Source organism: Saccharopolyspora galaxeae (assembly GCF_016526145.1).
Taxonomy (GTDB): Bacteria; Actinomycetota; Actinomycetes; order Mycobacteriales; family Pseudonocardiaceae; genus Saccharopolyspora_C; species Saccharopolyspora_C galaxeae.
The window spans coordinates 61,529-74,981 of sequence record NZ_JADDUE010000002.1; the positions used below are offsets into that span (position 1 = coordinate 61,529).

14 protein-coding genes are annotated in these 13,453 nt (G+C 71.8%); 7 read left to right on the forward strand and 7 right to left on the reverse strand.

Annotation, left to right across the window (positions count from 1 at the left end):
- Nucleotides 1–26: 26 nt before the first annotated feature.
- Nucleotides 27–716 carry a TenA family protein gene (locus tag INP57_RS04500; RefSeq protein ID WP_295149370.1) on the reverse strand — a complete coding sequence of 230 codons (690 nt, stop codon included), beginning with the start codon at nucleotides 714–716 and terminating at the stop codon, nucleotides 27–29.
- Nucleotides 717–815: 99 nt separating this feature from the next.
- Between INP57_RS04500 and INP57_RS04505 the strand changes: the two genes are divergently transcribed.
- The 4 genes from INP57_RS04505 to INP57_RS29340 all read left to right on the forward strand — a co-directional run bounded on the left by INP57_RS04505 (nucleotide 816) and on the right by INP57_RS29340 (nucleotide 3,850).
- Complete coding sequence (locus INP57_RS04505; RefSeq protein ID WP_200068787.1) at nucleotides 816–1,703, forward strand: phosphoribosylaminoimidazolesuccinocarboxamide synthase; 888 nt, start codon at nucleotides 816–818, stop codon at nucleotides 1,701–1,703.
- Between the two features lie 138 nt (nucleotides 1,704–1,841).
- Entirely contained in the window at nucleotides 1,842–2,633 is a 792-nt protein-coding gene (locus tag INP57_RS04510; RefSeq protein ID WP_200068788.1) for a DUF2334 domain-containing protein, read from the forward strand.
- Between the two features lie 160 nt (nucleotides 2,634–2,793).
- Nucleotides 2,794–3,210, forward strand: coding sequence for a hypothetical protein (locus INP57_RS04515; protein ID WP_200068789.1), 417 nt, complete (start codon nucleotides 2,794–2,796; stop codon nucleotides 3,208–3,210).
- Nucleotides 3,211–3,418: 208 nt separating this feature from the next.
- Nucleotides 3,419–3,850, forward strand: a complete 432-nt coding sequence (locus tag INP57_RS29340; RefSeq protein WP_200068790.1) for a helix-turn-helix transcriptional regulator — start codon at nucleotides 3,419–3,421, stop codon at nucleotides 3,848–3,850.
- A 99-nt stretch (nucleotides 3,851–3,949) separates the two neighbouring features.
- Here the strand turns inward: INP57_RS29340 and INP57_RS04525 are convergent, their stop codons facing one another.
- The 3 genes from INP57_RS04525 to INP57_RS04535 form a co-directional block, all read right to left on the reverse strand.
- On the reverse strand, nucleotides 3,950–5,149 hold the full coding sequence (locus INP57_RS04525) for an MAB_1171c family putative transporter (protein WP_200068791.1): 1,200 nt from the start codon (nucleotides 5,147–5,149) through the stop codon (nucleotides 3,950–3,952).
- Entirely contained in the window at nucleotides 5,149–5,757 is a 609-nt protein-coding gene (locus INP57_RS04530; protein WP_200068792.1) for a hypothetical protein, read from the reverse strand. The genes INP57_RS04525 and INP57_RS04530 overlap by 1 nt, the downstream gene beginning before the upstream one ends.
- A gap of 109 nt (nucleotides 5,758–5,866) precedes the next feature.
- Nucleotides 5,867–6,505 carry a phosphatase PAP2 family protein gene (locus tag INP57_RS04535; protein ID WP_200068793.1) on the reverse strand — a complete coding sequence of 213 codons (639 nt, stop codon included), beginning with the start codon at nucleotides 6,503–6,505 and terminating at the stop codon, nucleotides 5,867–5,869.
- Nucleotides 6,506–6,774: 269 nt separating this feature from the next.
- Here INP57_RS04535 and purS point away from each other — a divergent pair, with 269 nt between their 5' ends.
- The 3 genes from purS (at nucleotide 6,775) to purL (ending at nucleotide 10,123) form a co-directional block, all read left to right on the forward strand.
- A complete protein-coding gene (gene purS, locus INP57_RS04540) occupies nucleotides 6,775–7,014 on the forward strand; it encodes a phosphoribosylformylglycinamidine synthase subunit PurS (protein WP_200068794.1) in 240 nt (79 codons plus the stop codon).
- Nucleotides 7,011–7,688, forward strand: a complete 678-nt coding sequence (gene purQ, locus INP57_RS04545) for a phosphoribosylformylglycinamidine synthase subunit PurQ (protein ID WP_200068795.1) — start codon at nucleotides 7,011–7,013, stop codon at nucleotides 7,686–7,688. Before purS ends, purQ begins: the two co-directional genes overlap by 4 nt.
- A 158-nt stretch (nucleotides 7,689–7,846) precedes the next feature.
- Nucleotides 7,847–10,123, forward strand: coding sequence for a phosphoribosylformylglycinamidine synthase subunit PurL (gene purL, locus INP57_RS04550; RefSeq protein WP_200069338.1), 2,277 nt, complete (start codon nucleotides 7,847–7,849; stop codon nucleotides 10,121–10,123).
- Nucleotides 10,124–10,350: 227 nt separating this feature from the next.
- Here purL and INP57_RS04555 read toward each other — a convergent pair whose 3' ends face one another.
- The 3 genes from INP57_RS04555 to INP57_RS04565 form a co-directional block, all read right to left on the reverse strand.
- Complete coding sequence (locus INP57_RS04555) at nucleotides 10,351–11,313, reverse strand: pentapeptide repeat-containing protein (RefSeq protein ID WP_374220913.1); 963 nt, start codon at nucleotides 11,311–11,313, stop codon at nucleotides 10,351–10,353.
- Nucleotides 11,306–12,442, reverse strand: coding sequence for a pentapeptide repeat-containing protein (locus INP57_RS04560; RefSeq protein WP_200068797.1), 1,137 nt, complete (start codon nucleotides 12,440–12,442; stop codon nucleotides 11,306–11,308). Before INP57_RS04560 ends, INP57_RS04555 begins: the two co-directional genes overlap by 8 nt.
- A gap of 86 nt (nucleotides 12,443–12,528) precedes the next feature.
- Nucleotides 12,529–13,236 (reverse strand): lysozyme, encoded by a 708-nt coding sequence (locus INP57_RS04565; protein ID WP_200068798.1) that lies wholly within the window; start codon nucleotides 13,234–13,236, stop codon nucleotides 12,529–12,531.
- Nucleotides 13,237–13,453: the final 217 nt, after the last annotated feature.

Genomic DNA, 13,453 nt, shown 5'->3' on the forward strand with positions numbered 1-13,453 from the left:
GGTGCAACGGCTTCGCCAGGTGCCGCTCAGCTCGTTCCGGTCGATGCCCCGCCGGGCCAGTGCGCGTCGAAGAAGTCCCGTTCGCACCGGGTGGCGCGCTGGAACAGCCGCAGGCAGCGCGCCTGATCGCGCTCGTCCAGCTCGGCTCCGACGCGGTCGAGTTCGGCGCGCAGCCAGCGGACCCACTCGGCGAAGCCGTCGTTGTTGTGCAGCGAGACCCATTCGGCGTGCACGAAGTTCCCCGCCGGACCGGTGCCGCCCGCGGGTTCGGCCTCCGGCGCCCGCTGCGCCCACGCCAGGTAGCTCCACTCCGCGACCGCCAGCACGGTCAGCACCTCGGCGTAGTCGCCGCGCGCGTTGGTGTCGGTCATGAGCGCGCGGAACTCCTTGGTCGCCTCGTCCAGCACCGGCTGCTCGCGGTCCGCCGCGGACACCCCCAGCGCGTCGAAGGACCGCTCGAAGTAGGTGTTCTCCTCGCTGGTGACGACCCCGATGCTGCCCGCGATCGCCAGCCGCGAGGTGTACCGGTCGGCCTTGGCCAGCGCCGCGCCGAGCAGCGCCAGGAAGTCGTCCACGAACTGGTAGTCCTGCACCAGGTATGACCGCATCGCCGGGTCCGGCAGCGAACCGTCGAACAGCGCGTCGGTGAACGGGTGCGTGATCACCGCGGTCCAGTCCGGTTCGCTGCGGGCGCGCAGCCAGTCGGTAAAGCTCACCGAGTCCTCCTCGCATCGCCGTGCCCACATGGTGCCGCGTTCGCGCTGACCGCCTCGCCCGCGCGCGGCCGCGCGCGGGCGGTGGGGGAGAATTCCGGCGTGGTCGCACTCTCCGATTACCCGCGGATCGCCGCGGGCAAGGTTCGCCAGCTGCACGCCGTGGACGACGAGCACCTGCTGATGGTGGCTTCGGACCGGATCTCGGCTTACGACCACGTGCTGGACACGCCGATCCCGGACAAGGGCCGGGTGCTGACCGCGATGAGCGTGTTCTGGTTCGAGCTGCTGGCCGACCTGGTGCCGAACCACCTCGTCGCCGCCGACGATCCGCGCATCCCGGCTGAGGTGCGCGGCCGCGCGCTGCTGGTGCGCAGGCTGGAGATGCTGCCGGTGGAGTGCGTGGCGCGCGGCTACCTCACCGGCTCCGGTCTGGCCGATTACCGCAGCACCGGCGCGGTCTGCGGGATCCCGCTGCCGGACGGGCTGGTGGAGTCCTCGGCGCTGCCGGAACCGATCTTCACCCCGGCCACCAAGGCGGAACTCGGCGCGCACGACGAGAACGTCAGCTTCGACGCCGTCGCCGCCGAGGTCGGCCGCGACCGCGCCGAGCAGCTGCGGGACCTGACGCTGCGGGTATACCGCCGGGCCGCCGAGCACGCGCGAGGCCGGGGCGTGGTGCTGGCCGACACCAAGTTCGAGTTCGGCCTCGCCGGTGGCGCGCCGGTGCTGGCCGACGAGGTCCTCACGCCGGACTCGTCCCGGTTCTGGCCCGCCGAGGAGTACGCAGCGGGCCGGGTGCAGCCCTCGTTCGACAAGCAGTTCGTGCGGGATTGGCTCACCTCGCCGGCGTCGGGCTGGGATCGGGCGTCCGATGCGCCACCGCCGCCGTTGCCGGACGAGATCGTGGCGGCCACCCGCTCCCGCTACGTCGAGGCCTACCACCGGATCACCGGCCGCGACCTGGCCGACTGGCCCGAACCGGCCTGACCGCCCGTTCCTCGCGGAGTTGAACGGCCCGTTCGCCTGCTCTTGCCGGGCCGGTTCGCCGGATTTGTGCTCGGTGGTCACCTGCGGGTCAGGCCGGGGTCAGGGGGTGGACATCCACGACCCGCCCAATGGGGAGCCGTGGTCAACTCGCTGGTCGTGTCGCTTTCCGGGCTCGGGGACCGGGCCGTGGACCGCTGCGCCGAGTTCGCCGCCGAGCTGGACCGGCGCAACGTGCCGTTGACGCTGCTGGTCGCTCCGCGCCCGCAAGGTTCGGAGCGGCCCGCGCCGGACGGTCCCGCGGTGGGGTGGGTCCGCGGACGGCTGCACCGCGGCGACGTGTCCGCGCTGCACGGTTTCGACCACGCTCCCTCGGGGCAAGGGCTGCTTCCCAGGGTCGCGAGCGCGGGCCGCGCGTCGGCGGCGGTCCGGGGCGCCGAGTTCGCCGCGCTGCCCGCGCACGAAGCCGGTCTGCGGCTGTCCGCGGCGACCGCGGCACTGGACGCCTTCGGCCTGCGAACGGACCTGTTCGTGCCGCCGCGCTGGCTCTGCTCGCCGGGCACGGTGACCGCGCTGCGCAGGCGCGGGTTCGCGGTGTGCGCGGATGCGCTCGCGGTGCACGAGCTGGGCACCGGCGAGGTGCACCGGGCACGGGTGCACGCGCTCGGACCTGGTGCGCGAGTGGAGCAGTGGTGGTGCCGAGCCCTCGTGCTCGGCGTCGGCCGGGCGGCCCGGCGCGGCCGGATGGTGCGGCTCGCGGTGGACTCCGCGGACCTGAGCAGGCCGGGACCGCGCCGTGCGGTGCTCGACGCGATCGACCTGGCGCTGCACCACGGCGCCGAGCCCGCCACGTACGACTCGTTCGCGGGCGCTCGCGTGCCGATGCCGCGGCAGGAGCCGCGCGCGCTGAACCTCGACCCGCTGTCCAGCTGACCGCGGGCCGGTCGCGGGTGAAGAGCACTTCACGTCCGTCTCAGCCGAACCTCATCAGCGGGTCCGAAGCTGGTTCTCGTCAGGACGCCAGGACCGCCGCGAGTTCCGGAGCAGCGCAGCTGCGAGCCGGGCGTCGGCGGGTTCACGACGGAGGAGAACCATGCGCATCACTCGGCCCGGGAAGAAGCTGCTCGCGACCGCCGCGGTAATCGGCGCGCTCGGCGTGGGCGGCACCGGCGTCGCACTGGCCGGTGCTTCGCCCGCACCCGCACCTGCCCCGCAGCCGTTGCCGCCGGCTTGGGACGACGACTGGGACGATCTGCCGGGGCATCGCGACCTCGACGACGGCCCGCGAGACTCCGTGGACGACGTCCGCGAGGATGCCGACGACGTCCGCGAGGATGCCGACGACGATCGCAACGATCGGCTCGACGACCGCCGGGACGACGAGTTGCGCGATGACCGCGACGACGACCAGTACGAGCACCACGACGACCGCGACGACATCCCCGACGGCCCGCGCGAGCACCGCGACGACGACCCCGGCGCTGATCCGGACAACCTGCAAGACGACTGATCCGCCCAGGCCCGCTCGCTGATCACCTCCCGTCCCGCCGGTCCGATGGTTTCCCCGTCGTGCCACCGATGCCACCTACCCCCAGCAGGCGGCGTCAAGTAATCTCGACGCGGTACGGGAAACCTAAGCGGTTCCCGGCTGGCGCGTCAAGGAAAATCGACACGCCGCCCGGTGTGCGGTCGGTGTCGGCGGTAGGGATGTGGGGACTGTGGCGACCGAGGGCTTCGACGCGGAGGTCGGCGAGACCTTCAGCCAGCGGCTGCGCTGGCTGTTCGACAACGTGCCCGCGCCGGGCGCGGACAAGGACCGCCGCTGGGAGGTCCAGGAAGCTGCGGCGCGGGTGGGGGTCTCGCGGGCGACGCTGAGCGCGGTGCTCAACGGCCACCACGAGCCGAAGCTGCCGGTCGCGCGGGCACTGGCGGACTTGTTCGGCGTCGGTCTCGAGTTCTTCGACGCGACCGGCGCCGACGCCCGCCAGCACGTGCGGGAGGTCCAGGCGTTGGCACTGCTGGGCCGCGCCAACGTGGAGGAAATGGCGTTCCGGCACGGGCACGAGGTCGCCGCCGAGGACCTGGAGGTCTTCCTCAACGTGGCCAAGGCGCTGCGGTCCAAGCAGCAGCGCGACGATCCGTCGGAGTAGCCGTCGCACGCGAGGTCGCCGATGGCCGGACCCCTGATCCGTTCGCAGCGGCCGTCGATCCAAGCGACCGCGGCCCGGGCACCGGCTCACGACCGCAGGTCAGGCGGGAACCACCTCGCGCAGCAGCGCGCAGCGTCGCGCCCGCTGGATCGACTGCTGCCACGCCGCGGCGTCGTCGAGGCTGTCGCGCGTGGAGACCTCGAGGACCGGAGCGGTGGCCGCGTCCGCGCCCGGCGTCCCGGCGCGGCAGGCGCGCATCGCGGCCTCCAGCACGGCGGCGTGCACCAGGGCGGCCAGCTCGTCGCCCGCCAAGCCCGCCTCCTGCCCGCGCTGCCGCGCGGTGTCGGCGACGTCCTGGGAATACCACGGCCGCAGGTGGAAGCCCATGTCCTCGACCTCGATGACGCGCCGGTACAGCCGCCAGTGCAGGTGGCGGCTGTGCAGGACGTCCCCGGACGCCGAGCGCGACCGGGTGCCGAACACGTAGCTCTGCAGGCCCGGCGTCCGGCGGAGGTCGTTCCACAACGCCCACAGGTCGCGGTGCGCCCGGCGCCGCCGGAACCAGCGCGGCACGGCGCGCACGCGCGGCGCCACCGCCGCCCAGAGCACTCCGGCGAACAGCAAGGTGAATGTCGTGACCACCAGCACCACCAGGACGGAACCCGGAACGATGCGGTGCGCCAGGTCGAAGGTCTGGATCGCGGCGGTCACGATCTTGGCCGTGCAGAAGGCGAGCCCGCCGAGGCATCCGGCGCCCATCACCCGCAGGCCCACCCGCAGGTCGCGCGCCGGGGCGTGCCCTGCGAAGCGCGCCACCAGGAGCACTCCGTCGATCATTGCCCAGCCGCACAGGGCCAGGAACGTGATCTGCCAGGCCGCGGCGCTCGGCGAGCTGTCGATGACCCGGAACCCGTAGTCCTTCGTCCGCTCGTCGGCGCCGAGCCAGGCCAGCGCGAGCACGACCGCGGCGGCGGCGAACAGCCCCCGGCGCACCCGCGCGGCCCGCGTGGCCGCGAGCCGGTCGCGGGTGCTGAACAGCAGGAACACCTGGAAGCTCGTCGCCGCCCAGAGCACTCCGATGTGCCAGACCGTGCTCGCGGCGGCTTCCGCGCCGGGGATCGTCCGCAGCGCCGGCGTCGAGGCGATCATGATGAGCACCAGCCCCAGGGCCAGCGCGGTGTGCACGACCGCCCGAACCGCCCGGTTGTCCGGATCGCGGGCGACGTCGCGCGCCTTGAACGCGGCCGTGCACAGCAGGAACACGCCGACGACCGGATACAGCAGGGTGATCAGCGCCATTACGCCCAGCCTCGTCGTTCGGTGAAGGACGAGGCCAGCCGCGCGATGGCGTCGTGCTGCCCGGCCAGCCGGGCAACCGGTTGATCACCGGTCACGTCGGCCCACCAGCGGATCGTCGTCGCGACCCGTTCGGCCTCGTACTCGGCGAAGTCGTCCTGGTACTGGTGCCGGTGCCGGCCGAACATCCGGTCGATCAGCTCGGGCGAGACCGTGGGGAACAGCCCTTGCAGCAGCTCGGACGGTTTGACGTCGCTCGTGGTCGTCGAGTGCCCGGCGATCAAGTGGCCGAGCTCGTGCGCGATGCATTGGAAGGTGTGCAGCGGACCGGTGTTGTCCGGGTAGAGGATCACGTCCATCTCGTCGGTGCGCCACCACGAGGCGACCGGACCGCCGGGGCGAGCGCCGAACGGCATCAGCTCGATGCGGCGGCCGCGATCTTCGCCGAGCGCGGTGCACAGCTGGCCGATGTCCAGCGGTACCGGCAGATCGAGCCGCCGCAGCAGCCGCCGGCATTCCCGTTCGAGCTGCTGGATCCGGCGCAGCTCCGCGCGCCCACCCGGCACTTCGGTACCGCCCAACGTTCCCAGCCAGCACAGCAGTCCTCGCACGCTGCGAGAGTATGCGCACAGCCCGCACGGTGAATACAAGATCTTCCGGACCGGACGACCGGCCACCGCGGACCGCGGGCGCAGCGACCCCGCGAGCGGGCCGGACCGCTCAGGCCAGGACCGCGAAACCACCGCCGATGATCAACGCTCCCGCCAGCGCGCCCGCGACGACCTGGGCTGTCGTGTGGTCCCCCAGTCGTACCCGCGACCAGCCGATCCCGGCCGTGACCAGGCCCAGCAGCCACCACGCAGGCCCGTAGAACAGCGCCAGCACGACCGTGGCGCCGCCCCCGGCCGCGGCGTGCATCGAGATCTTCCACTTGGTGGTGATCGCCCCGGCGACGATCACCAGCGCGAGCATTCCGGCGTCCAGCGCGGTCATCGCCCGCGGTGCCCCACCGGTCACCAGCAGCACCAGTCCGATCGCGCCCGAGCCGATCAATGCGATGAACGGGATCAGCCGCCCGGCGCGGTCGCGCACGTGGTGCCCGTCCCACCGTCCCCGCGCGGCACCGACCGTCATCACCGCCTGCGGGATCAACGCGCTGGTGGCCGCCACCAGCACTCCCCATCCCAGCGCTGGCCACCAGCGGTAGCCGGTGGCCTGCCACGCCACTCCGATCGGCAACAGCGTGATCAGCACCCATGGCGCGAAGATCTCGGTGACGGTCCGCGCGAGGCGCAGGGATGCCGTGGTCTTCGCCGACGGTTCAGCAGCCGGAGTGGGCTCGAAGGCAGTGTTGCTCATGCGCGCTGGTCGGTCCTCGATCACGGCGGCGACAGGTACCGGCAGAGTGGCACAGGCCCCGCCGCGGAACCCTCTCGGGCCCGCGAAACCGGTATCGCCGCGACGCCGGTGAGCCGCTCCGCCGCGACCGGTGTGTTCCACAGCGCACTCGCCGCCCCTGTCCGGACGGGTGAACTCGCAGCTCAGTTACCCTTTGGAAGTACTGCTGGACATCCACCGGGGCTCGGCACCGAGCAGGTGGATCTGCACGAACCGGGGGAGCATCGCCCGTGGCCCGAGTCGTCGTCGACGTCATGCCCAAGCAGGAGATCCTCGACCCGCAGGGTCAGGCGGTGGCCAATGCGCTGCCCCGGCTCGGTTTCGAGGGCGTTTCGGAAGTCCGCCAGGGGAAGCGGTTCGAGCTTCAGGTCGCCGACGACGTCGACGACGCCACCCTCGCCAAGATCGCCGAGACGTTCCTGGCGAACCCGGTGATCGAGGACTGGACGGTTCGGCGGGTGGAGTCATGAGCGCGAAGATCGGTGTCATCACCTTCCCCGGCACCCTCGACGACGTGGACGCGCAGCGCGCCGTGCGCCGCGCGGGTGCCGAGGCGGTCGCGCTCTGGCACGCCGATGCCGACCTGCGCGGCGTGGACGCGGTGATCGTGCCCGGCGGGTTCTCCTACGGCGACTACCTGCGCTGCGGCGCGATCGCGAAGTTCGCCCCCGTGATGGGCGAGGTGGTGCGCGCCGCCGGGCAGGGGATGCCGGTGCTGGGCATCTGCAACGGCTTCCAGATCCTCTGCGAGGCCGGCCTGCTGCCGGGCGCGCTGACCCGCAACTGCGCGCTGCACTTCGTGTGCCGCGACCAGTGGCTCAAGGTGGAGAACAACACCTCGGCCTGGACCACCCGCTACGACGCGGGCGCAGAGCTGCTGGTGCCGCTGAAGTCCGGTGAGGGCGCCTACATGGCCGACGAGTCCGTGCTCGACGAGCTCGAAGGCGAAGGCCGCGTGCTGCTGCGCTACGTCGAGGACAACCCGAACGGTTCGCTGCGCGAGATCGCCGGGATCACCGACGCGCGCGGCCGGGTGGCCGGCCTGATGCCGCACCCCGAGCACGCCATCGACCCGCTGACCGGGCCTACCGACGACGGGCTCGGCATGTTCCTGTCCGCTCTCGACGCACTGGTGGCAGCGTGACGAACGATCCCGAAGACGTGACCGCTAGCGGTTCGGGCACCCACGCCGTGGCAGGCGGCCCGACGACCGAGACCGGCACCGGTGAGCGGTTCTCCGCCGAGGACGCCCCCGCTGCGGAGGTCCCCGTTGCGGAGGTCCCCGCCGCGAAGGCCGCCGCGCTGGACACCGTGCTCGCCGCGGAGTCCACTCCGAACACACCGCAGCCGCACCGCGAGCTGGGACTCAAGGACGACGAGTACGAGCGGATCCGCGAGATCCTGGGCCGCCGCCCCACCGAGGCCGAACTGGCGATGTACTCGGTGATGTGGAGCGAGCACTGCTCCTACAAGTCCTCCAAGGTGCACCTGAAGTACTTCGGCGAGACCACGACCGACGAGATGCGCTCGAAGATGCTGGCGGGCATCGGCGAGAACGCAGGCGTGGTGGACATCGGCGACGGCTGGGCGGTCACGTTCAAGCTCGAGTCGCACAACCACCCGTCCTACGTGGAGCCGTACCAGGGTGCCGCGACCGGCGTCGGCGGCATCGTGCGCGACATCATGGCGATGGGCGCGCGCCCGGTCGCGGTGGCCGATCCGCTGCGGTTCGGCCCCGCCGATGCGGACGACACCCGCCGGGTGCTGCCGGGCGTGGTCGCCGGGGTCGGCGGCTACGGCAACTGCCTGGGCCTGCCGAACATCGGCGGGGAGGTCTCGTTCGACTCGTCCTACGCGGGAAATCCGCTGGTCAACGCCATGTGCGTGGGCGTGATGAAGACCCAGGACCTGCACCTGGCGCACGCCAGCGGCACCGGCAACAAGATCATCCTGTTCGGCGCGAGCACCGGGCTGGACGGCATCGGCGGCGTGTCCGTGCTGGCTTCGGAGACCTTCGAGGGCGACTCGGCGGATTCCGGCTCCGGGCGCAAGAAGCTGCCCAGCGTGCAGGTCGGCGACCCGTTCACCGAGAAGGTGCTGATCGAGTGCTGCCTGGAGCTGTACCACTCCGGGCTGGTCGTGGGCATCCAGGACCTCGGCGGCGCCGGATTGTCCTGCGCCACTTCGGAACTGGCCTCGGCCGGGGACGGCGGGATGCGCGTCGACCTGGACCGGGTGCCGCTGCGCGCGGAGGGCATGACCCCGGCGGAGGTCCTTTCCAGCGAGTCCCAGGAACGCATGTGCGCAGTCGTCGAACCGTCCAGCGTGGACGCGTTCATGGACGTGTGCGCCAAGTGGGACGTGACCGCCACGGTGATCGGCGAGGTCACCGACGGCGAGAACCTGGCGATCTACTGGCACGACGAGCTGGTGGTGGACGTGCCGCCGCGCACCGTCGCGCACCAGGGCCCGGTCTACGAGCGCCCGGTGGAGCGGCCCGCCGAGCAGGACCTGATCACCGCGGACAACCCGAACACCCTCGCGCGTCCGTCCACTCCGGACGAATTGCGGGAGGCGCTGCTGCAGCTGGCCGCCTCGCCGAACCTGTGCTCCCGCGAGTGGGTCACCAGCCAGTACGACCGCTACGTCCGCGGCAACACCGTGCTGGCGCAGCCTTCGGACGGCGGAGTGCTGCGGGTCGACGAGGAGACCGGGCGCGGCATCGCGGTCGCCACCGACTGCAACGCCCGCTACGCCCGGCTCGACCCGTACGCGGGCGCGCAGCTGGCGCTGGCCGAGGCGTACCGCAACGTCGCGACCACCGGCGCCACCCCCATGGCGGTGACGAACTGCCTGAACTTCGGCTCGCCCGAGGACCCGGGTGTGATGTGGCAGTTCCAGCAGGCGGTGCGCGGGCTCGCGGACGGCTGCGCGGAACTCGGTATCCCGGTCACCGGCGGCAACGTCAGCTTCTACAACCAGACCGGCAGCCGTCCGATCCTGCCCACGCCGGTCGTCGGGGTGCTCGGCACGATCGACGACGTGACCCGCCGCATCCCCACCGGAATCGGCGGTGAGCAGGGCGAGACGCTGCTGCTGCTCGGCGACACCCGCGAGGAGTTCGGCGGCTCGGAGTGGGCGAAGGTCGTGCACGGCCACCTCGGCGGTACCCCGCCGCAGCCCGACCTTGCGCGGGAGAAGCTGCTCGCCGAGGTGCTGCTCGCCGGTTCCCGCGACGGCATGATCTCCGCGGCGCACGACCTGTCCGACGGCGGCCTGGCGCAGGCGCTGGTCGAGACCGCGTTGATCGGTGAGTGCGGTGCCCGCGTGGTCCTGCCGGAGGACGCGGACCCGTTCGTGCAGCTGTTCTCGGAGTCCGCGGGCCGCGTGCTGGTGGCCGTGCCGCGCAGCGAGGAGCTGCGGTTCACCGAGATGTGCTCGGCCCGCGGCCTGCCCTGCGCGAAGATCGGCGTCGCCGACGCCGGTGTGTCCACACTGGACATCCAGGACGTCGCCGACGTCCCGCTGGCCGAACTCCGCGAGGCCTGGGAAGGCACTCTTCCCGCGCTGTTCGGCTGACCGCTCGGCTCCGAGTGAACGGACCGTTCGCCTGATCCGTCGGGACGAGCGGTCCGTTCACTTCGCGGTCCGCCCCGCTCGTCGAGCGGTTCGACCGCTGCGTGGCGAGCCGACGAGGTGCTCAAGGGTTCGACGCTGACAGCCACCCCCGATCACCCTCGGCGGCGCCGAGTGACCGCAGCCCGCGAACGGTGCCGGGCCCGCACCGACGCAGCCGCGGGCCCGACCTACTCGGTCTCGGCGCAGGCGCGCGTCGTCGACGCGAGCAGCGAATCCAGGTCCGCGTCGGCGACCGTGGCGCCGTCGCTTTCGAGCGGCCCGGCGAACCTGGCGCCGTCGAAGGTCACGCCCGAGTGCAGCTTCGCCTGGTCGAAGCGGGCTCGCCCGCGGAATTCGGAGCGGTCGAACGCCGCGGGCCCGCCGAACTCGACACCGGAGAACTGGGCGCGGTCGTGGAAAACGGTGTCCTTGCAGCGGAACTTGCCGTCGTCGGCGAAGACCACGCGGGTGAACCACACCGGACCGGTGATCTCGCACCGGCTCAGGTTGATGTCGCGGAAGATCCGCGCGTGCCGAGCCGTCAACGTGCCGATGCGCCGCCCGGACAGGTCGAGGTACTCCAGCTTGGCGTTGGTCAGGTCGAGGTCGTAGGCGGGCGCCGCGGTGTCGGTCGCCTGCGGCAGCAGCGTCGCGATCAGGCGCTGCGCAGTGCGCCGCACCTGGAGCTTGCGCTCCGCCTCGTGCTGTTCGTCGCGCTGCCACTCGCCGTCGTCATACCGCGGATGCAGGAACGGTCTCCGCAAGTACGAGCAAAGCACGTCCAGAACCGTTTGCGTCAGTCCGGGATTGCTGCGCGCCAGCCCGGCCAGTGAATGCAACGCACCCACCCGCACTTGGTCGGCCTCGTGCCCGAGCAATTCCACGGCGCGGGCGAACCGCTCGTCGCTGACCCGCTCCTGATCCAGCCGGACCTGCCGGCCTTCCTGGAGCTGCCGGTTCTCTTCCACCCGTCGCCTGCGGTCGTTGAGCCACAGCGCGTACAGCGCGACGACCGAACCCCCGGCGAAACCACCGGTGCGCAGCGCGTCCGCGCCGTTGACACGGGGATCGAAGACGAGCAGCGCCAGGCTCACCCCGAACACCGCCAGCACCGCGAACGCGATGGTCGCGGCCAGTCCGAACTTACGCACGTGAACTCTCCTGTTGCGGCACATGGGTTTCCGGAGTCGCCCACGCCGGCAGGTCGGATCCGGTGCCCGCCCGGAAGTCGTCGAGCAGCACCGCACCGGCCGGTTCGTCCGGCCCCAGCGCGATCCCGCCGTGCAACCGCGCGTGCCGCAGGTCCAGGCCGGCGCCGAACTCGGCCCCGCGCACGTACCACTTGGCCGCGCAATCCATCCGCTTCCAGTCCACTTCGTGCTCGAACCGCGCCCGGTCGAAATCGCACGTCTCCAGCGCGCGGATGCCGCGCAATTGCAAGCCGTGCTCGAAGACCGCCTCCGTCGCCCGGATCCGCCCCAGGAACACCGAATCCCGCAGCGCCAAGTGACCGCGGAACACCGCGCGGCTGAAGTTCGTGGTGTGCCGGAACCGGCAGCGGTACGCCGCGATGCGCCCCACCACGCGGTCGGACAGGTTGAACCGCTCCAGCCAGGCGCGCGTCAGGTCCAGGTCGTAGGTCGGCGGGTCCGGCTCGTCCCGGGTCGGCAGCAGCTCGATGATCAGCCGCTGCGCGGTCTGGCGCGCGTGCCGCTCGCGCTCCATCTCCGGCGGGATCGGCGGCAGGTCCGCGAATTCGGCGAGTTCCTCCGGGTCCATCCACTTCGGATGGTCGAACGGCCGCCGCAGGTAGGAGCACAGCACGTCCAGCACGGTCTGGGTGTACTGCGAGCGCGTCCGCGCGAGCCCGGCCAGCGCGTGCATGGCGCCGACCCGCACCTGGTCGGTCTCGTGCCCGAGGAGTTCCACGGCGCGGGCGAAGCGCTCGTCGTCGGCGCGGTCGCGGTCGTGGTCGGTGCGGCGGTCCTCCAGGTCCTGGCGCTGCCGCTCCAGCTCGTAGCGCTCCCGGTCGAGTTCCTGGCGGCGCTGGTCCAGCTCCTGCCTGCGTTCCTCCACCCGGCGCCTGCGGTCGTTGAGCCACAGCGCGTAGAGCGCGACGATCGAGCCCGCGGCGAGCCCTCCGGTGCGCAGCGCGTCCGCGCCGGTGGCTCGCGGGTCGTACAGCAGCAGCGCCGTGCTCACCCCGGTCATCGAGAGCACGGCCAGCGCGATGGTGAGAGCCAAGCCCACCCTGCGGTTGCGCGCGCGGTCCTCACCCATCGCGGGGATCATCGCATCCGGCGGTGCCGGTGCGGGCCCGGTTCGCGGAATCGCGGTGCCGAGCCCGCGGCCCGGCGCCGCCGGGCTCAGCCGGTGGCCAGCGCCTGCAACTGCTCGTAGGCGCCGTTGAACGAGTTCTGGTCGATCGGCGACGAGCTGTACTGCCAGAAGGTGTGGAAGCCCCAGCCCGCGGGCAGCGCACCGGGCGAGTCCGCGTACCGCGCGATCCACAGTGGACTCGTCGCGCCGAAGTCCCCGCCGGTGCACTGGTTCCACCAGCTGGTGCTGGTGTAGATCACCGGATACCGCCCGGTGCGGGCGAAGTAGGTGTCGCTGAAGTCCTTGATCCAGGCCGTCATCGACCCCGGGTCGTGCCCGTAGCAGGTGTCGCCGTACGGGTTGTACTCCATGTCCAGCGCGCCGGGCAGGGTCTTGCCGTCGGGCGACCAGCCGCCGCCGTGGTCGACGAAGTAGTTCGCCTGCTCCGCGCCGCTGGAGACGTCCGGCAGCGCGAAGTGGTAGGCGCCGCGGATCATGCCGACGTCGTAGGAACCGTTGTACTGCTGGGCGAAGTAGGGGCTGCGGTAGGTCGTGCCCTCGGTCGCCTTGACGAACGCGAACCGCTTGCCCTGGCCCCAGTACGCCGGCCAGTCCACGTTGCCCTGGTGGCCGCTGACGTCGATGCCCTCGACCGCGGCCAGCGGCAGCGCGCGTTCCGGCGCGGCCTGCTCACCGCCGCCTTCGTGCTTGCGGATCTGCGAGCCCATCGCGTGATCGTTTTGTGCAGAGCTCATCGCCTGCTCCGTTCGGGTAAGGGAACTGCCGGCGTGCGCGGGCGCGGCGAGCAGCAGAGCACCGGCCCAGGTGATCGAGAGTAGGGAGATCAGCCCGCGGTTGCGAGCACGTCCACTCGGATGCGTCATCGAAGCAGGACCTCTCGGGGAGTAGTCGCCTGGTGGGACCGCCACCGGCGGTACCGGGATCGCCATCGCGAAGCGTTTACTGCTTACG